At 46.0% G+C, this 17,974-nt stretch carries 19 protein-coding genes; 10 read left to right on the plus strand and 9 right to left on the minus strand.

Annotated elements, in window-relative coordinates; translation table 11 throughout:
- Positions 1–21: 21 nt before the first annotated feature.
- Positions 22–2,208, minus strand: coding sequence for a TonB-dependent siderophore receptor (locus RJ32_RS09040; protein ID WP_011234821.1), 2,187 nt, complete (start codon positions 2,206–2,208; stop codon positions 22–24).
- Between the two features lie 207 nt (positions 2,209–2,415).
- Between RJ32_RS09040 and RJ32_RS09045 the strand changes: the two genes are divergently transcribed.
- Positions 2,416–2,856, plus strand: a complete 441-nt coding sequence (locus RJ32_RS09045) for a histidine phosphatase family protein (RefSeq protein ID WP_011234822.1) — start codon at positions 2,416–2,418, stop codon at positions 2,854–2,856.
- Positions 2,857–2,988: 132 nt separating this feature from the next.
- Here the strand turns inward: RJ32_RS09045 and RJ32_RS09050 are convergent, their stop codons facing one another.
- Together RJ32_RS09050 and RJ32_RS09055 are read right to left on the minus strand one after the other, a co-directional pair.
- A complete protein-coding gene (locus RJ32_RS09050) occupies positions 2,989–3,522 on the minus strand; it encodes a DUF1543 domain-containing protein (protein WP_034821406.1) in 534 nt (177 codons plus the stop codon).
- Positions 3,523–3,531: 9 nt separating this feature from the next.
- The gene (locus RJ32_RS09055) at positions 3,532–3,747 is read right to left on the minus strand and encodes a DUF1653 domain-containing protein (protein ID WP_011234824.1); all 216 of its coding nucleotides are present in this window, start codon (positions 3,745–3,747) and stop codon (positions 3,532–3,534) included.
- A 221-nt stretch (positions 3,748–3,968) separates the two neighbouring features.
- Between RJ32_RS09055 and RJ32_RS09060 the strand changes: the two genes are divergently transcribed.
- Entirely contained in the window at positions 3,969–4,772 is an 804-nt protein-coding gene (locus RJ32_RS09060; protein ID WP_158511976.1) for a serine aminopeptidase domain-containing protein, read from the plus strand.
- Positions 4,773–4,792: 20 nt separating this feature from the next.
- On the plus strand, positions 4,793–5,008 hold the full coding sequence (locus RJ32_RS09065; protein WP_016341356.1) for a hypothetical protein: 216 nt from the start codon (positions 4,793–4,795) through the stop codon (positions 5,006–5,008).
- Between the two features lie 6 nt (positions 5,009–5,014).
- On the opposite strand, the gene RJ32_RS09070 is transcribed toward RJ32_RS09065, so the two are convergent.
- The 5 genes from RJ32_RS09070 to RJ32_RS09085 all read right to left on the minus strand — a co-directional run bounded on the left by RJ32_RS09070 (position 5,015) and on the right by RJ32_RS09085 (position 10,061).
- Positions 5,015–5,863, minus strand: coding sequence for an MBL fold metallo-hydrolase (locus RJ32_RS09070; RefSeq protein ID WP_034821409.1), 849 nt, complete (start codon positions 5,861–5,863; stop codon positions 5,015–5,017).
- Positions 5,864–5,942: 79 nt separating this feature from the next.
- Positions 5,943–7,307, minus strand: coding sequence for a cytochrome c oxidase accessory protein CcoG (gene ccoG, locus RJ32_RS09075; RefSeq protein ID WP_034821419.1), 1,365 nt, complete (start codon positions 7,305–7,307; stop codon positions 5,943–5,945).
- An 81-nt stretch (positions 7,308–7,388) separates the two neighbouring features.
- On the minus strand, positions 7,389–8,810 hold the full coding sequence (locus tag RJ32_RS09080; RefSeq protein WP_034821420.1) for a PLP-dependent aminotransferase family protein: 1,422 nt from the start codon (positions 8,808–8,810) through the stop codon (positions 7,389–7,391).
- Positions 8,811–8,908: 98 nt separating this feature from the next.
- Positions 8,909–9,037 (minus strand): cytochrome b/b6 domain-containing protein, encoded by a 129-nt coding sequence (locus RJ32_RS15225; RefSeq protein ID WP_353850995.1) that lies wholly within the window; start codon positions 9,035–9,037, stop codon positions 8,909–8,911.
- Between the two features lie 4 nt (positions 9,038–9,041).
- Positions 9,042–10,061 carry an NAD(P)-dependent alcohol dehydrogenase gene (locus RJ32_RS09085; protein ID WP_082815453.1) on the minus strand — a complete coding sequence of 340 codons (1,020 nt, stop codon included), beginning with the start codon at positions 10,059–10,061 and terminating at the stop codon, positions 9,042–9,044.
- Between the two features lie 219 nt (positions 10,062–10,280).
- On the opposite strand from RJ32_RS09085, the gene RJ32_RS09090 reads away from it, so the two are divergent.
- The 7 genes from RJ32_RS09090 to RJ32_RS09120 all read left to right on the plus strand — a co-directional run bounded on the left by RJ32_RS09090 (position 10,281) and on the right by RJ32_RS09120 (position 17,350).
- Positions 10,281–12,269 carry an oleate hydratase gene (locus RJ32_RS09090; protein ID WP_034821421.1) on the plus strand — a complete coding sequence of 663 codons (1,989 nt, stop codon included), beginning with the start codon at positions 10,281–10,283 and terminating at the stop codon, positions 12,267–12,269.
- Positions 12,270–12,320: 51 nt separating this feature from the next.
- Complete coding sequence (locus RJ32_RS09095) at positions 12,321–12,938, plus strand: TetR/AcrR family transcriptional regulator (protein WP_034821432.1); 618 nt, start codon at positions 12,321–12,323, stop codon at positions 12,936–12,938.
- A 68-nt stretch (positions 12,939–13,006) separates the two neighbouring features.
- Positions 13,007–14,122, plus strand: a complete 1,116-nt coding sequence (locus RJ32_RS09100; protein ID WP_051018750.1) for an ABC transporter permease — start codon at positions 13,007–13,009, stop codon at positions 14,120–14,122.
- The gene (locus RJ32_RS09105) at positions 14,119–14,904 is read left to right on the plus strand and encodes an ABC transporter ATP-binding protein (protein WP_034821433.1); all 786 of its coding nucleotides are present in this window, start codon (positions 14,119–14,121) and stop codon (positions 14,902–14,904) included. Before RJ32_RS09100 ends, RJ32_RS09105 begins: the two co-directional genes overlap by 4 nt.
- Positions 14,894–15,832, plus strand: a complete 939-nt coding sequence (locus RJ32_RS09110; protein WP_034821434.1) for an MlaD family protein — start codon at positions 14,894–14,896, stop codon at positions 15,830–15,832. The genes RJ32_RS09105 and RJ32_RS09110 overlap by 11 nt, the downstream gene beginning before the upstream one ends.
- Positions 15,829–16,446 carry an ABC-type transport auxiliary lipoprotein family protein gene (locus tag RJ32_RS09115; RefSeq protein ID WP_034821435.1) on the plus strand — a complete coding sequence of 206 codons (618 nt, stop codon included), beginning with the start codon at positions 15,829–15,831 and terminating at the stop codon, positions 16,444–16,446. Before RJ32_RS09110 ends, RJ32_RS09115 begins: the two co-directional genes overlap by 4 nt.
- Before the next feature lie 214 nt (positions 16,447–16,660).
- Positions 16,661–17,350: an inovirus-type Gp2 protein gene (locus tag RJ32_RS09120; RefSeq protein ID WP_034821436.1), complete on the plus strand. Its 690-nt coding sequence runs from the start codon at positions 16,661–16,663 to the stop codon at positions 17,348–17,350.
- A gap of 62 nt (positions 17,351–17,412) precedes the next feature.
- On the opposite strand, the gene radC is transcribed toward RJ32_RS09120, so the two are convergent.
- Positions 17,413–17,886: a DNA repair protein RadC gene (gene radC / locus RJ32_RS09125; protein WP_034821437.1), complete on the minus strand. Its 474-nt coding sequence runs from the start codon at positions 17,884–17,886 to the stop codon at positions 17,413–17,415.
- Between the last annotated feature and the right edge of the window lie 88 nt (positions 17,887–17,974).

Here is a 17,974-nt window from a genome sequence, read left to right on the forward strand (position 1 = left end):
TTAGTCACTCTCTCTGATCAATTAGAACTTGTAGTTAAAGCTCAGTGTGTAATCACGTGGTGTGCCATAACGGTAGCCATAGGCAAACCCAGCCTGACTGTAATATTTCTCATCAAATAAGTTCGCTACGTTAAGTTGTAGGCTCATGTTATCTGATAACTTGTAACGTGCCATCAGGTTCACTAACCAATACGCGTCCTGAGTGAATGTTTCCATTTCAAGAGTAGCAGGGTTCATTCCAGTCGAATAAACATCTCCCTGCCAGTTCGCGCCACCACCAATAGTCAGCTCAGGCAAAAACTCAACAAACTGATAGGTAGTAAACAACTTGAACAACTTATCTGGAGTATCCGTGTTGACCAGCATTCCGTTAGCGTTTTCTGCTTCATGCTGAGAATATCCGGCAGAAATATTCCAGCCATCAACGGGTTGACCAACAATCTCAGCTTCAAACCCTGTACTCTCGGTACCTTGTTCAGCAATATAAGCGGTTTGCAGTTCTGGCGTTGACTCATGATTAGGATCGACAACAGCCAGATTATCTTGCTCTATTTTGAAAACGGCAATTGAAGTATGCAGTCGGTCATTTAAGAAAGTACTTTTAAGCCCTAACTCATTACTTTGACCTTCTAGAGGATCCAGAAAATTTCCGTTCGTATCTTTACGATTCTGAGGATTAAAAATCTCTGTAAAACTCGCATATAAACGGTGATTATCCGTTAAGTCATAAAGCAACCCTGCGTAAGGAACAAACACTCCAGAATCACCATAGTCAACAACCGTTCCGTAACTAACCCCATCACGATCCCAGCTTGAAACACGGCCACCAACAACAAGTTTTAAGCTGTCAGAAAGTGCCAGGCGAGTAGCCGCATAAAAGCCTTTTTCTTCAGTAGCAGTATCTTCACCCGGAGTAGGTTCGTCCGACCACTGAGGTTCCTCTATGTTAGGCCACTCATAAAAATTTCCAACCGGCACCTGATCGTAAGTGCCATCACCACCTAGTGGTTGCGGATTAAAAGTGTGCGCGAATTTGTCATGTTCACTGTATAAAGCACCAATTACAAGGTCATGTAAACGGCCAAAACCAGAGAATTGCCCTTTTAATTGCACGTCAAAGCTATTCTGACTATTTTCACCATCGCTGTTATAGCGTTGAGCTTTTAACCCCGTGCCAGTTTCTTTGTCTAGCAAATTTTGAGAGTCACTTCCGTTGATATAAAGTAGCTTGGATGTTTTATCAGCCTTTAAGCCGTTATAATTAGCTAGAAGCTCCCAACCGTTATCAAAAACATGATTCAGGTTGACAAAATAATTGGTACTGGTTGTTTCCCAGTTAGTCCAGTCAGCTCCGGTTGTTTTCGAAACATCCCAGTCTGTGTAGGTACCATCAGAATAAAATGCAGGAAGGAATCCCCACATAGCGCCCTTAGGCTCATGGTGTTGATAACTCCCCCCAACTCTTAATAGAGTAGAATTTGTTATATCGGCCTCAACAACACCGTAGAAAACTTCCTTACTTTCTTCTAAGAAATCGACATGCGATTCGCTGTCATCAACTTTTATCACAGCACGACCACGAATACTGCCGCTAGCATTTAATGCACTGCCAACATCAGCAGTTACCTGCTTACTGTTCCAGCGACCCACAGAAGCATTAATATAGCCTTCAAACTCTTTACTAGTAGCGTGCTTACGGACTAAGTTGATTGATGCTGAAGGATCTCCAACCCCCGTCAATAAGCCTGTCGCCCCACGTACGAACTCAACACGCTCGTAAATCGCAACATCCGCGATGGTCTCACCCGCATCACCGGCAATACTCCATGAGGTAGGTACTCCGTCAATTTGATAATTACTGATTTCGAACCCGCGTGCATAAAAGGTATTACGAACATTGTCCATTTCCGATGCAGAAACACCCACCGCGTTATTTACAACTTCAAGCACGGTATCGATATTCTGATCGAACATTCTTTCATCAGTCATAATACTGACCGACTGAGGTGTCTCCCGCAGTGTTAAACCAAGTCCGGTCGCGGAATCAAGATTCTGGCTGACAGTGTACTTGCCAGTTACTTTAATCCGCTCAAGATTTTCATCTTTCGCCGGTTTTTCTTTATCCGCATTTTGTGGTGTTGCAGTCGCTGCAAGTGGACTTAATGCCATTGCGATAGCTGCTGCAAGCGGAACGACACGTGCGTTCATACCCCATGTACTCCTTCGCTGTTAGTAAGGAGCAAAAGATAACACAACTACGAATCGTTATCATTTATATTTGTCGTGTTTTTGATGCTTGTCCTGAAATAAACATAAAGTTATGTTTTACTCTCAAAAACCAAACACAAACTATAACCTTTAAAGCTTATGCGTCGTTTACTTTGTCTTTTAATTTTCGTTAGTACTTTCACTACTATGGCATTTGCAGACACTTATACTCTTTACTTTACTCGTCACATGGAGAAAACCGATAAAAAAACTGACCCCGAACTGAGTATTGCGGGTCAGCAGCGGGCGCACATGCTGGCTCAAATACTAAAGAATAGCGATATTGAGGCTATATTTTCTACCAATTTTAAACGCACAAAACAGACAGGCGAGGCTCTCGCGAAGCATCTTGGCCTCTCCGTTCAGAGTTACCCCTCTAAAGATTTTGATGGAATAATAGCCAGCATCAAAGGCCTGAAAAAGAATGCTCTCATTATCGGTCACAGCAACACGGTATCGGAGTTAGTAAAAGCCGCAGGCGGAACCGCCAAAACACTTGAAGAAGATGACTACGGTGACTTATTTCAGGTTGTTGTTAACGGTGACAGCGTAGTGACAAACAGGCTTTATGTTCCGGCCGTAGAATGAAACTCGTACGACCGGCCATGCAGTTGATGAAGAGTTTATTCCCAGTTAGCTCTGAACCAGGAAATCATTTCGTTCCTTATTTCTTTTTGTTTAGGCAAACAGCGATGTTCTGGCACTTCATATATCGACAGTTTATGGCAGTGGCTGATACCCTTTCCAGTCGGGTACCAAAGGCTGTTGTTCACCGTCAAATTCAAGCGTCACATAGTGGTTATCCACCAAATCGACGCACAAGCAGTCGTCCACCGCCAGTAAGTCGTCTTTATGAATTTGCTCAGCGTCCGCTAAGCCGGCTTTGGAAACTTGTGCGCGAGCCAGTTGTTTTGCGGATTGCGGTGAGTCTGCGACCACCACAGTAAAGTCATGATACTCGGCCAGCTTATTCGGAAAATAGCCACCGAAGTTAACAAAGTACAAGCGTTTCTCCTCGGGTTTCTCATGCGCTTCAGAGGTAAGATGAATGCGGTAGCCATCCACATGGTGCAAATGAACAAAGCTATCCAGGTGCAGTCCTTTTTGCGTGCCGAACCACCCTTTTCGAATAGCCGGATAAGTCTCTTCCATGCTCGGCCCCACTACAAAGCGGATATCATGCAACTCAATGTTGGCACCAGGCGCTGTGCCGCCAACATAAACTAGAAAGAGTTTGTTATCGATTTCGTTCATTGTCTTCCCTTACTCACTGCCAATAAAACGGAATCGGGGTACGTCATTGCCGTCTATGTTCACCGTTTCCGCGAACATGTCAAAAGGGCGAACCCAAAGCTTTTGTTCACCGTAAAGGGGCTGATAAAGCACCATCCACTCTTCAGTTTCGCTATGACGGGCGATATCAATAACGCGGTAACGTCCGCCTTTGTAGTGTTCGTAAATACCCGACTTTATGGTCATGTTGGTTTATTCCAATGCTTATGGTTACTAAAATACTTTGAAAGCATGTTACCAAAAGTTGTCGTTTAGCGGATAATCTCCTTTGTAATGGAAAATTAACCGGTATTTAATTCATGCGCAGCTTTAATCTATTTCTCTTTTTTACATTTTTGACCCTAAGCGGCTATTCAGTGGCTGCGTCGAAATTAACGTTTGAGACAGAGACGCTTCAGCGGCAATTAATGCCCGACTCTAGAATCACCTATCACCTTGGTTCAAGAGCAAAGCCAGCAAATAATCTACTGCTTATATTGCAAGGTTCCGACTGCCGGAGTTCATTAACAAACCATTCTATTAAAGAAGTTTTACCCAAAGTACGACTCGACGCCGATGTTCTGCTCATTGAGAAATGGGGACTGACACCAGAAACCAACGAATGCCCGCAAACCTACATCGACAATGACTCACCATCGCAGCGAGTAAATGATGCCAGGCAGGTGCTGGAACACCTTAACGAAACTAAAAGTTATCAGTCAGTTTACGTTCTCGGTGGCAGTGAAGGAGCCGTTATTGCCGTCATGCTGCGCGAAGCGTTCCCCGGCATTAGCGCCACTATCGCATTTAACGGTGGCGGTAATTCATTTCAGAACGACATTGAGCACAATATAAAAGCATCGACACCCGCAGAGGTTAGAGCATCGGTACTTGCCGAGTTTCACGAGTTTGCGAAGCAAATAAAAACATCAAATGAGCCCTTTTCTGTTAACTCAAGCCAGCATGGCTACAAGTGGTGGAAGGAAATGCTTACCCTCGAGCAAACCAAAGTCATCGAACGCGGGAAAACACCTCTGCTTATTATTCAGTCGAGGCAGGACGCTTCAGTAGACCCAGAGCAAACCCAGGTAATGATAGAAAACCTGAGTAGCACGGAGAACGTTGACTATCAGTACTTTGAAGAGCTTAACCACGGCCTAAGAAAAGAAAATGGCGACAGTATTGATGACTCCGCACTGGCTGCCATGCGAGGATGGTTTCAGAAACACTGAGAACGGTATGAGCTGCAGATATGAAAACAGATAATAAAATACTTTCGACCATATACTTGGCGCTGGTTTTGATTGGTGGTTACCTTGTGGGCGGTACCATCGTCAAGTCCTTTCAAGCGAGTGAGCTCACTCTACACAGTACAGAGTTTAAAGATTTTCTCATAGCACTACTTATTTCATCGCTTTACCACTGGTGGACAGCGCGTAAAGATAAAATCAAAAACGAGCGGCTTTAATTCTGCCTAACGGCGATCAAAGTAAGACTGCTCATTAAGCGTTTTATAAACACCTTCTATATTCTGAGGCAGCCACTCGTTGTACATTTTTAAATCGGAAAATTCATCAAGCTTTATGTCCTGCTGAAGTGTTTCCAAACTTTTGCCAGCCAACATACCGTCGCGAACCTCAGCATATAAGGCTTCCAAATAGCTCAAATAGCGCTCGACATCCTTACCCGTTCCCATTTCTGCATGAGCACCAACAAACACATCAAATGGCTTTTCCTCTAACACGGCTTTTGTCGAGCGTATCATTCCGTGAATGTCATAGCCCGGAAGCGTTTGGTAAGGCATGCGATCCAGCACAATCCAGTCAGCCACAAAGAGTACATTCTCAGGCATAAACCGCATGCTGACAGAACCACGCCCATTGTTTGGTCCGTAATATTTCATTTCCACAGAATGTTCGCCGAGTTTTACTGTCAATTCATCGTTAAAGGTTATTGTTGGCAGCGCGGTTGGCGTTTGACTCCAACGTAAATCTTCATCCGCATACTCATGCGCAATCACCTCTACCTTATCCTTTGCGATAACATCACCGCCCAGGGCGTGATCAACGTGGTTATGACTGTAGGCTAAGTATTTAACTGGTTGCTCAAAACGCTCGTTGAGTTCCTTTATAAGGTAAGCTGCCGCATCCGCATTAATAGGATCAGTAACAAAAATCCCCCGCTCCGTTACCATAAACACCGAATGGTAATGCCCGGCAGAAAACCGATAAACATTACCCTTAACCTTCTCTATTGAATACTCGGTTGCCGCCAAAGCCCCACAAATACCGAGCCATAAAATCAGACTAAACAGTACTTTCATAAATTACTCCTGGTTTTATCTATTAAATACCTACGTCTCAGGAAGCAATTAAGAGCACTTTAAAACTAAGCGTTAAGCATCACCCTGAATAAAACATAGTTTCATGAACAACGGTTTCTTCAGACTCCCGAGACTCAATGACGAAATCAAAATGTGAGATTGTAGTCTGCGGTTCTTCTTCCGTCGTTAATGTCAGTACAACACTTCGCTTCTCTCCAGGACCTACAGCAAAAGGCCCGGTATCTGAAAGTTGAGCGCCTGCCAGCCCGGAAGCCGTTACGTCGAAGGTTTTTACGTAGCTGGATTTATTCAGCAAAGTGACGGTGTAAGCGTTTTCAACCAGCCCCTCGTTATTAATGCGATACAGAGCCTGACGGTCTCTTATCACGCCTACTTCAAAACTCTGCCATGTCAGCATCCAGACAATTATCCCGGTAATGATGAGCGCAGACACCACGCCATATAACCATTGCCCGCCGCCATTGCGTGCAGACTTTTTCTCACTACGAAAGCCAATGAGCTCCCTTTCATAACCAAAGTTATCCATCACTTTATTGCAGGCATCCACACACAAACCGCAGTTAATACACTCATACTGCAAACCATTGCGAATATCGATACCTGCCGGGCAAACTTGTACGCAGAGCTTACAATCGACGCAATCACCCAACTCTGAAGGAGCGCTGCCTCTTTTCCTTGGGCCTCGGTCTTCACCGCGGGTAGCGTCGTAAGTCACGAGTTTGGTGCCGGAATCAAACATTGCAGATTGAAAACGGGCATAGGGACACATGTGCTGGCACATTTTTTCACGCAACCAGCCCGCATTGCCGTAAGTGCAGGCAGCCAGAACCAAAACCCAGCCGTAAATAAGACCCGAGCTTGAAAGGGTAAAAAAGCCGGAATAAAGTTCTTTTACGGGAGTAAAATAGGACATAAAAGTTAGCGAAGTCAGTAAAGCAACTGCCGCCCAGATGAAGTGTTTAAATCCTTTTTTAGCGACTTTTTCAACGCTCAGAGGCGCTTTATCTAATGCTCTACTCTGGTTCGCTGTGCCTTCAATGCGCCGCTCAATCCAGTTGAACATCAACATCCATACTGTCTGCGGACAGGTAAAGCCGCACCACACCCGGCCATAACGCACAGTCACAGCAAATAAGACAAACGCAGAAAGGATAAATATTAAACTGAAAATGATTAAATCCTGCGGAAACAGCTTAATAGAGAAAAAGCGAAGCGTTTGCTGTGCTACGTCGAACAAAATCGCTTGTTGTCCGTTGTATTGAATAAAGGGAATACAAACAAAAAGAAGCATAAGAAACACGTTCAGGTAACGGCGATTTCGCTGATACTTGCCCTTTTCTTCTTTTACGTAGATTTTTCCATCCGGTACACCAGTCTGAAAAATCACATCCTTTTTTGAAACTTGTTTAACCGTCACCGTCATCACTCCGCAAAAAACAACACAGCGCGATTCTAATGACTCTCGTTTTATGAGGTAGATACAGAAAGGTGGTAAAAAGCTAGATCAGTCAGCAGAACGGCGAGCGATGTGTTCCCTCAGGTGGCGGCAAAGTTGTTGCAGAAGCTGTTTGTTGGCGTCGGTTAGTTCAAAGGAGGCATTCACCCGTAAACAATGATTAAACTCATTCTGTAACGCGAACAGTTTGCCCGGAGCCAGCGTAATATTTTTATCCAGCGCCTCCCGGTATAACACCGTGGTATCGACGCTGGCGTCAAACTCCAGCCACAAAAAATAACCGCCACTATGGTTATAAATTTTGGCAATGTCGCTTAGCTGTCGCTGCAAAAACTCGTGCATTTTACGTTTTCGGGAAGCCAGCGTTTTGCGTAATTCTTTAAGGTGCTTCTCGTAATTTTTTGTCGACAGATATTCCACTAAGGATAACTGAATAGGCGCGCTGGTCGCTAGGGTGCTCATTAGCTGACGTTTTTGTACTTCCAGTGCGCGGTTACCGGCGGCCACCCAACCAATACGAAACCCGGCTACAAGCGATTTAGAAAATGACGAACACAGCATCACGTTATCGCTGTTATCAAACTGTTTTACCGCCAGCGGTGCCGTGTCTCCTTCATACAACTCGCTGTACACATCGTCCTCAATTAACACGACGTTGTACTTTTTCAGCAGTTGCGCCACCTGCGACTTCTTTTCATTGCTTAGCGAATAGCCCACCGGGTTTTGAAAATTAGACATTAACCAGCAGGCTTTAACGTCATAGCTCTGAAACGCCCGTTCCAGAGACGACATATCCAAACCATGCTCAGGATCAACCGCCACAGAAATAGCTTTAAGACCAAGCCGCTCTAGGGTCTGCATCGCACCATAAAACGCAGGTGCTTCAATCACCACCCAGTCGCCGGATTCAGTAGCAGCCTGAAGACTCAAACTCAGCGCCTCCAACGCCCCTGCTGTTATTACAATTTCATCGGGCGAAATATTAATTCCCCGCGCCGCGTAACGCTTAGCAATTAGATGCCGCAGCTCTTCATTACCGGGGGGCAGATTATCTAATGCGGTCATTAAAGAAGACTGTTTTGCCGCAGAACCAACCGCCTTATTCAGTTGGTGACGCGGAGACAACGAAGGATCCGGATACGCAAAGCCTAAACTTAACGTATGAACGTTACGAGATGCCTGCAGCACTTCAAAAACAAAGTCGTTCACACTAACCGCTTCGGTTGGTTGAATAGAATGAGACTGATTTTGAGGAGATTTTACCGAAGCAGAAACACTGTAGCCTGAGCGTTCACGCGCTGCAAGAACACCTTGAGATTCGAGCATTTGATAAGCGTGTAAAACCGTCATCAGGCTATAGCCTGACTGTTCCGCCTGTCTTCTTAAAGAAGGCAGTTTTTCACCGGGTAACCATATGCCTTTCTCAATTTGAAGCCTTAGCTGATTTGCCAGTAGCTCATACTTTTTCATGAAAATACTCTGATGAACCGAACGAGCTAAATAATAACAGATTATTGTTTTAACTGTTATAGAAAGCCCGTTACGGCAAAATCAAAGCAGCAAGGCTTTTACATCATCCGCTTTAGCGTTCCATCTTTTATAATAAACTGATGAATGAAAGCCATACCGATATGACCTGCAACTAGAAACAATAAGCCCCAGGCTATGTAAGAATGCAGATTACCAATGTTTATCAGCCAGCTAAAACTCTATGCAAATTTTACCGAAGTGCTTGCCGGACTCTTCATAACGGAATGCATCCGCTAATTCATCCAGATCAAAAATTTTATCAATTACCGGCTTCACACCATTGGCTTCCAGGGCTCGCACAAAGTCTTTCTGGTTGTCGCAGCTGCCAACAATTAAACCCTGTAACCGGGCTTGCTTGGCCATTAATTTAGCAGTTGGGACTTCACCTTCATTTCCGGTCAGCACACCAATTAACGCAATGTGTCCCGCTATCGCGACCGCGTTAATAGACTGCGGCAAAGTGCCAGGACCGCCAACTTCAATCACATGATCAACACCACGGCCATTGGTTAATTTACGAACCGTTTTGCCCCATTCAGGGTCTTCTTTGTAGTTAATCAAATGATCTGCCCCCAGCTCCTTATACTGCTGGAGTTTGTCATTAGACGAGGATGTCGCAAATACAGCCGCCCCCAGGCTTTTCGCTAATTGGCAGGCAAATACTGATACGCCACCACTGCCAAGCACAAGCACCGTATTGCCCGGCTTAATGCCACCGTCCACGACCAAAGCGCGCCAGGCCGTCAACCCCGCAGTCGTCAGCGTTGCCGATTCAGCATGGCTGTAGTTTTTAGGCTGATGAGTGAAAAACTGAGTCGGGCGCACGACAACTTCTCGGGCGTAGCCATCAATGCCATCACCCGGCGTATTGCGGAAATCGCCGACTGGCGCCGGCCCACTTTGCCAATACGGGAAAAATGTAGAAACAACATTGTCGCCTACCGCGAATTCTTCCACTCCTTCGCCAACGGCTTCAACAACGCCTGCACCATCAGACATTGGAATGCGTCCATCTTCTGTTGGGATAAACCCGGCAGCTACGCCGTAGTCATGAAAATTAAGCGAACTTGCTTTAACTTTAACGCGAATTTCTCCCGGCCCGGGCTGGCCAGGGTCTTCCATTTCGGTTACTTGAATATTGTCCAGCCCAAACGGTTTTTTTAGCCGTAGCGCTTTAATTTTCTCAGTCATGTTGGTAGTCCTTTAACTAGAGTGTGTGTTCAATTGTAGTTCTTATGAGGGGGATCGGATCAAATACACTGAACTTGCACAATATTGATCTACGACAAGCTAACCTTAAATATCAATCGAAATTCAAATATCAATTGATATCCAAAAATCATAAGCTACTCTTAAATTCAAGGTGTTTAGACATTCAGTCTAAAATCGTTACAAAAAAGGATATAGCTCATGGTCAACTCAAATATTCCAGGCTTCGAGATCAGCAAAACTGCACCCGAGGGATTCGAGCACGAACCCGACGCAACTTCCGGCTACTGGCATCATCGACCACAAAACACGTTGCCACCGCATGATTTCATCGGCCCCTATGCAAGACATCGCCCCTTGCCTACCCCGGGCGTGGAAAAACGAAAAGCCTATATCGTTGGGGGTGGTATTGGTGGTCTGGCCGCTGCCTTTTACTTAATCCGGGATGCACATATGCCGCCAGAAAACATCACTATCCTGGAAGAAATGGCGGTCGAAGGTGGCTCCATGGACGGTTCTGGCAACCCGGAAGACGGTTATATCGTTCGCGGGGGTCGTGAAATGAACTGGAACTACGACACTCTGTGGGATATGTTTCAGGACGTACCCGCGGTTGAATTGCCTGAAGGATATTCAGTCCTCGATGAGTACCGAATGGTTAACGACAACGACCCCAATTACTCGAAAGCCCGGTTAATGCGTAACTGCGGAGAGATCATGGATTTCACCGACTTTGGTCTCTCGAAATCCCAGCAGCGTGAAATGATACGGCTGCTCCTTAAACGCAAAGAAGAGCTCGATGATATCACCATTGAGGAATACTTCAGCACAGGCTTTCTTGAAAGCAATTTTTGGTCGCTTTTCCGCAGTATGTTTGCCTTTAAGAACTGTCATAGCTTATTAGAAACTAAGCTCTACATGCATCGTTTCCTCGATTCCATTGACGGATTTGGTGACATGTCGGTTCTTGTCTTCCCGAAATACAACCAGTTCGATACTTTCATTAAACCGTTAGCTAATATGCTACGCGACCAAGGGGTTAAGTTTCAGCTTGAAACTCGCGTATATGACCTCGAGATGGCGGAGTCTAGCGACAAAAAAACAGTTACGGGGATACTCTGTGCCGTAGCAGGCGAAGAGCAACGCATTGACGTGGCGGATGGCGACTTGGTCTTTGCACTCACCGGGTCAATGACAGAAAACACCGCCTATGGTGACATGAATACTGTGCCAGATTTGAAGGTAGACCGTCATGATCCAGGCGAGAACAGCGGTTGGAGCCTCTGGAAAAATCTTGCCGAAAAATCCCCCGTATTTGGTAAACCAGAGAAATTTTACGGTGACGTTGATCAATCGATATGGGAATCCGCAACGCTAACCTGTAAATCCTCTCCTCTGGTGGATAAATTGACGGAGCTTTCGGTCAATGATCCTTATTCAGGGCGAACAGTGACAGGTGGGATCATCACCTTCACCGATTCTAATTGGTTTCTGAGTGTCACCATCAACCGTCAGCCACATTTCCCGGGTCAACCTGAAGATACGTTGGTAGTTTGGGTATATGGTCTGTTGATGGACAAAGACGGAAACTTTGTGAAAAAACCGATGCCGCAATGCACAGGTAAAGAGATTCTCGCGGAACTCTGTCATCATCTCGGCATAGAAGACGAACTGGAAGCAGTTGCGGCCAGAACAAAAGTCCGCACCGCCCTCATGCCCTACATTACCGCTCAATTTATGAAACGTGCAGCCGGAGACCGACCTCAGCCAGTACCTGAAGGGTGTACCAATCTGGGTCTAGTCGGGCAGTTCGTTGAGACTCGAAACGACATTATTTTTACTATGGAAACATCCATTCGCACGGCACGTGTTGGAGTCTATAAGCTACTCAACATTCCTAAACAGGTACCGGATATTAGCCCAACACAATATGACATCCGAAACATGATTAAAGGTGCAAGGGCGATGAATAATGGTAAACCCTTTATGGGTGAACGTCTGTTACACTGGTTTCTGGATAAGACTTATTTTGCTCATATCCTGCCCCCTTTACCAGATTCTGAGAGCTCTAAACATGAAATGCTGGCACAGGAGGTCGGAGAGATTCTGAGTAAAGGAAGCGAGGCAGTCAAAGGGGTTGGAGCTTGGATTACCAAGCTTCGCGGGAGCTTTTCTAATAAAGACAAGTAAACAAAACGATTACGACGCGCCAAAATGCGCGTCGCTTGAGAGGATTTAAAAATGACGTATACGGCTCGGCGCCTAACGAGGCGTGAACAACAAGAGCAAACCCGTGTTCGCCTAATTGACGCCGCCAATCGCATGTTCGCAGAAGTAGGAATAATTGCCGCCTCGCTGCGAAACCTCTGTGCACGTGCAGGTTTTTCTCAGGGAGCGTTTTACTCGAACTTTACGAGCAAAGACGAACTCTTGCTCTCAGTCATCGAGAGACATATCCAACAGGAAGTCTCACTCATGCAAGAGCTAGTATCTAAATCAGATAGCGAGGGTATTGATGGAGCATTGGATCGATTAGCCTACCGCTTGTCGGAGCTGGCGCGTGATCCACAATGGTCGCTTCTCTCCGTTGAACTACAACTTCATTCCCGACGCGACCCGAGTTTCGCTGAGCGTAGTGAAAAAGTTAAAATGGCGAGTCTCCGAGAATTTTCCGTTCTGTTGGAAAACCTGATTAATCGTCACAATCTGGCCCCAGTTATGCCAGTTTTTGATCTCGCAAGAGGTCTTTACGCACTCTGGTCCGGACTAGCATTACAAGGATCGATTAAGGAAGCGTTGCCCCGAGATCAGGTGTTCCTCTCTTTTTTACGTAACATGATCGTCACGCCGAGCACTTAAAGCGGTTTGCGATATTAAAACGGGCCTGAGGCTCAGCCTAATTTTAATACAAGGTTTAAACTTTAAGCATGCAGGAAAACGGCTATATTCATTTTAATCAGGCTGAAGGTCGCGATTGTTTAACCTTGGGCGGAGACTGGACAGTTGCCCATTACATTGACCTAAAAAAACAGCTGGCTAACCTGGGTGACGTACCGCAGTCAGTAACTTGTAATGTTGAGTCGATGAAAAAACTCGATACTGCGGGAGTACAGTTATTATACCGCGCCTTAGGTGAGCACAAGTTACGCCAATTGCCTTTAACTGAGCAACAACACAATCTGATTGATACAGTTATTAATGCCTGCAGTAATCAGGAGCCGCCGTCGCCACCCAAAAGTAACGGCTTTGTCAAAATGCTTGAACGGATCGGCATCTTCAGCTCAAATCTCTATCGCAACCAGCGCGACTTACTCGGATTTATGGGCGCTACCCTGCAAAGCGCCGCTCAAGTGATTGGGCGTCCGTCACGTTGGCGAGTAACAGCTTTTGTGGCGCAGCTAGAGGAAACCGGTTTAAACGCGTTGCCTATCGTAGCGCTATTAACCTTTTTAGTCGGCGCGGTAGTTGCTTTTTTAGGTGCAACCGTGCTCAGCGATTTCGGTGCCAGTATATACACCATAAATCTGGTCGGCTTTTCCTTTTTACGCGAATTTGCTGTTTTGCTTACCGCAATTATGCTTGCCGGGAGAACAGCCAGTGCTTTTACCGCTCAGCTTGGTTCCATGAAGGCCAACGAGGAAATTGATGCCCTGCGTGCACAGGGCCTGAATCCGCTTGAACTCCTCGTGTTACCACGGGTACTTGCTATGCTTGTGAGTTTGCCGGCTTTGACTCTTGTTGCGATGGCGTCGGGTATTGGCGGAGGTATGGTCATTTCCGCTCTGACATTGGATATTTCTCCAGCACTTTTTCTCCATATATTTGAGCGCGATACCGGAATAAATCACTTCTGGGTAGGAATGATCAAAGCCCCAGTGTTTGCCTTTGTAATTGCTATTATCGGCTGTAACGAAGGCTTTAAAGTCAGCGGCAGCGCGCAGTCAGTTGGGGAACACACAACCTCCAGTGTGGTTCAATCAATCTTTATGGTAATTTTGCTCGACGCTCTGTTTGCCCTTTTCTTTATGGAGATTAACTGGTGAGTGACATAGCTATAGCCGTGCGCAACCTGCGCAATCAGTTTGGCCAACATGTGGTACACGAGGGGCTTGATCTCGATGTCTATCGAGGCGAGGTACTAACAGTGGTCGGCGGCTCTGGCTCGGGCAAATCAGTGTTAATGCGCAGCATTTTGGGGCTAACCCAACCGACGGCTGGCAGCATTCAAATTAATGGCGAGGATGTACTACAACTTTCTGCTGCTGAGCGCCAACAAGTCGATAGAAATACCGGGGTACTCTTCCAAAAAGGCGCGCTTTTCTCGTCATTAAATGTGCGTGAAAATATCGCACTGCCCTTGCGTGAACACCTAGGAATGAACGCCAATGACGCCAGCGATATCGCCTCGCTTAAACTGGCTCTGGTCGGGCTTGATGCACAAACAGCGGAGACGATGCCGCAATCATTATCCGGTGGCATGATAAAACGAGTTGCCTTAGCCCGCGCACTCGCTCTGGATCCGGATATTTTGTTTTTAGACGAGCCTACAGCAGGGCTTGACCCTATTGGAGCCGGTGAATTTGATTCACTGTTACAGACACTGCAACAAGCACTTGGATTGACTGTGTTTTTGGTCACTCACGATTTGGATAGTATTTATCAGGTTAGTGATCGAGTGGCGGTATTGTCGCAGAAAAAAGTACTGGTAGTGGATACTCTTGATAAAGTCACCGCGTATCAGGATCGTTGGGTACAAGCTTATTTTCACGGTCCGAGAGGCAGAGCTGTGAGTAATCAACAAATGAGACCAGAACATGGAAACTAAAGCACATCATGTGTTAATCGGCAGTTTTGTGCTGATTATAAGCGCAGCTTTTATCAGTGTTGTTCTATGGCTGGGTAAAGCCAGTATCGACAGTGATTACGCCTATTACGAAGTTGTTTTCAACGATGAAGTTAGCGGCTTGAATCCCGGTAGTGCGGTGGAATACAGCGGTATTAAAGTCGGCGATGTGGTTAATCTGCGCTTGGATCCTAACGACCCAAGAGTGGTACGTGTACGCATTCGGGTGACTACAGATACCCCTGTTAAAGATGACACCGGCGCGCGACTGGGTCTGGCCAATATTACCGGTAATGCACTTATTCGCTTATATGGCGGTTCGCCAGACAGTTCTCCCTTAAAAGGTACCGAAAAAAAACCCGCGTTGATTGTGGCTGACCGCTCGGCACTTAACAAATTATTCGCTAACAGCGAAAGCCTGCTCCAAAATGTGAATTTGTTTGTCCAGAACATCAATAGTATGTTCTCTGAAGAAAATACCCAGCGCGTGGCGGCAACATTAAGTAACGTAGAATCTATCACAACGGCACTGGCCGCTCGAGAAGATGATTTACAGGGTATAGCGGAAGGCTTGCACCAGACCATTGAAGAGTCGCGCAAGAGCATGGCCGCATTCACACGCTTTGCAGACCAAGGCCAGCAGTTGCTCGATAGGCACGGTGACGAAACCTTTATTGAGATGCAAAAAACGCTTCAGGCAATGCAAAAAGGAAGCAAAGAGCTGACTCGTATTATGAATGATAATGAAGAATCGTTGGAAGAAAGCGTCCGTGGATTGAAGGAAGTTGGACCAGCGGCGCAGGAATTGCAACGAACCTTAAGTGTTATTAATCGTATTGCGGAGCGACTAGAAGAAGAGCCTGGGTCATTTCTGCTGAGGCGCGGACAGGTCGAGGAGGTTGAGAAATGAAATTGTACCTGAGGCACATCATGCTGAGTCTTATAATTACTTCATTAGGAGCATGTTCGGTGCTACCTGAAGCCGAGCAAATTAAAATCTATCATTTACCTATTGATGGTTCCCTAAAAACTATATCAGAACCAAGACTAAACACGGCGCTAAGTGTAGCGGAACCCGACACGCTACGTTCGCTCAATACCTCGCGTATTAGTGAATTCAGTAATGGTCAGATCCAACGATACTACGCCGGAGCGCGCTGGGCCGATCGAGCACCAACCCTGGTGCAGCAAAGTATGATGCAAACCCTGCAAAGTACTGACTTGTTTTCGCAGGTAGTAAATGAAGAAAATGACTTGTCCGCTGATTATCTTATTCACAGCAACCTGCGAGCTTTTCAAATAGAAGATTCCGAAGCAGGTGAGAAAGCTCACGTAATCTTGCATGTCACTCTGGTTAGCCAACTTGATCGACAAGTATTAGGAAGTACATTATTAGCAGAACAAGTTCCAGTAGCCGGCTCTTCAATGCAAGACGCCACCGCGGCCCTGGGTGAAGCTATGGATAACATAAACACCGCACTGTCTGAGTGGATCTATATGCTTCTTAAACCGAAATCGGACTAAGTTCGTGATTCTGCGCTTCTGAACGGTACCATGAGCTAAAAATGCGTTGTGGGCTGGCAAAACAAGAACAGCAGTTTAGTGCGATTTTAAACCCTCCGTGATGACGGGGTAGAACCCCAGAGATGAGGTAAGCCCCAAAGCTTACCGTCTGACTCATGGTTAAAAATTACAGGATCAGATCTCCTATGACTCAACAACGATCTAGGAGGTCAAAATGAATCAACCCAAACGCAGTAAATACAATCCTAACCACATCCTTTGCTACGGCTCCCGATATAAAGGCTTCGATATGTGGAAGCAGAATGCCCCTTACATTGAGCAGTACCTGGATAAGTTGTACGAGGTGTTCCAAAGAAGCTTTTACAATCATCCTCGAACACTAGTGGTGTGTTTTGACTTGCACTTACCTTTCTACAGTCAGCATAGCTTGGTTCGGAATCCAATAACGGAGTTCATTGAGAACATCAAACGAGGCATCAAAAGTTATCAACTAAAGCAGCAACGGGAAAAGAAACGGATACACCATACGCAAATCGAGTATGTCGCCAAGGTAGAGCAAACCATTGAGAGCCCGCTAGAGCATTACCACGTCGTTTTGTTCCTCAACAAGGATACCTTTTACAATGTCGGTAACTTAAGCCATGAGGACAGGACTCAGCTCGGTAGAATCATTCGTCATGCTTGGTTGAAAGTACACGGGATATCCACTGATTCAACAGCGGCGTTACTACATGCTTCAAATCCCGTCAGTTATTCATTGGAAGGACCGTTAACCTGCCTTAATAAGCAACACGAGGTGGTGTTTAAGCGTATCAATTATCTGTGCAAAGAAGCGACAACCAAGTATCAGGGACGACACCAGTCGTTTTACAGCAGTAATGCAAAAAATAAAGCGCCAGCATAAGCCATTAAGCAACGTAGAAAAGGCCCAGGGAAAACCTCTTCTACGTGCTTAGCGACATTCACCTACAATAATCCCCTTTCGGCAAACGAAACCGTGTCTTGGCCTACTACAATGTGGTCAAGCACGGGGACGTCTATGTGATTGAGCGCGTCCTTGATACGCGTCGTCACACGCTTGTCAGCTACCGATGGCTCAGTCACACCCGATGGATGGTTGTGTGCCAGGATCACAGCAGCAGCGTTTTGCTGAAGCACTTCTTTCATCACTTCACGGGGATACACCGGTGCAGCGTTAATCGTCCCAAAGAACAGTTCCTTGTACTCAATCAGGCGATGCTGTGAGTCCATCAGCAGTATGGCGAACACCTCACGCTTTTGATGCGCCAGCTTGTACCTAAGGAAGTCTTTTGCTGCAGACGGGCTGGTAAAGCCCTCCCCCTTCAAAAACTTCGTCTCCAAGATCTCAGACGCTTTATTCAACACATCAACCTCAGTCATCGGCCCATTCGTTACATACTCAGCGTTTTGCTCGTGCATTTTGTGTCTCCATGTTTTCGATTCTTGAATGCACGTGCGTGATATAGGCCTGAAATCGGTTGGAATCTCAGTCCATGGTTATTTCTTA

The sequence above is a fragment of the Idiomarina sp. 28-8 genome, assembly GCF_000320945.2.
GTDB lineage: Bacteria > Pseudomonadota > Gammaproteobacteria > Enterobacterales > Alteromonadaceae > Idiomarina > Idiomarina loihiensis.

Coding starts and splice junctions, on each gene's coding strand:
- RJ32_RS09040 (WP_011234821.1), bottom strand. CDS start 2,208: ATGAACGCACGTGTCGTTCCGCTTGCAGCAGCTATCGCAATGGCATTA.
- RJ32_RS09045 (WP_011234822.1), top strand. CDS start 2,416: ATGGCATTTGCAGACACTTATACTCTTTACTTTACTCGTCACATGGAG.
- RJ32_RS09050 (WP_034821406.1), bottom strand. CDS start 3,522: ATGAACGAAATCGATAACAAACTCTTTCTAGTTTATGTTGGCGGCACA.
- RJ32_RS09055 (WP_011234824.1), bottom strand. CDS start 3,747: ATGACCATAAAGTCGGGTATTTACGAACACTACAAAGGCGGACGTTAC.
- RJ32_RS09060 (WP_158511976.1), top strand. CDS start 3,969: ATGCCCGACTCTAGAATCACCTATCACCTTGGTTCAAGAGCAAAGCCA.
- RJ32_RS09065 (WP_016341356.1), top strand. CDS start 4,793: ATGAAAACAGATAATAAAATACTTTCGACCATATACTTGGCGCTGGTT.
- RJ32_RS09070 (WP_034821409.1), bottom strand. CDS start 5,863: ATGAAAGTACTGTTTAGTCTGATTTTATGGCTCGGTATTTGTGGGGCT.
- ccoG (WP_034821419.1), bottom strand. CDS start 7,307: ATGACGGTGACGGTTAAACAAGTTTCAAAAAAGGATGTGATTTTTCAG.
- RJ32_RS09080 (WP_034821420.1), bottom strand. CDS start 8,810: ATGAAAAAGTATGAGCTACTGGCAAATCAGCTAAGGCTTCAAATTGAG.
- RJ32_RS09085 (WP_082815453.1), bottom strand. CDS start 10,061: ATGACTGAGAAAATTAAAGCGCTACGGCTAAAAAAACCGTTTGGGCTG.
- RJ32_RS09090 (WP_034821421.1), top strand. CDS start 10,281: ATGGTCAACTCAAATATTCCAGGCTTCGAGATCAGCAAAACTGCACCC.
- RJ32_RS09095 (WP_034821432.1), top strand. CDS start 12,321: ATGACGTATACGGCTCGGCGCCTAACGAGGCGTGAACAACAAGAGCAA.
- RJ32_RS09100 (WP_051018750.1), top strand. CDS start 13,007: ATGCAGGAAAACGGCTATATTCATTTTAATCAGGCTGAAGGTCGCGAT.
- RJ32_RS09110 (WP_034821434.1), top strand. CDS start 14,894: ATGGAAACTAAAGCACATCATGTGTTAATCGGCAGTTTTGTGCTGATT.
- RJ32_RS09115 (WP_034821435.1), top strand. CDS start 15,829: ATGAAATTGTACCTGAGGCACATCATGCTGAGTCTTATAATTACTTCA.
- RJ32_RS09120 (WP_034821436.1), top strand. CDS start 16,661: ATGAATCAACCCAAACGCAGTAAATACAATCCTAACCACATCCTTTGC.
- radC (WP_034821437.1), bottom strand. CDS start 17,886: ATGCACGAGCAAAACGCTGAGTATGTAACGAATGGGCCGATGACTGAG.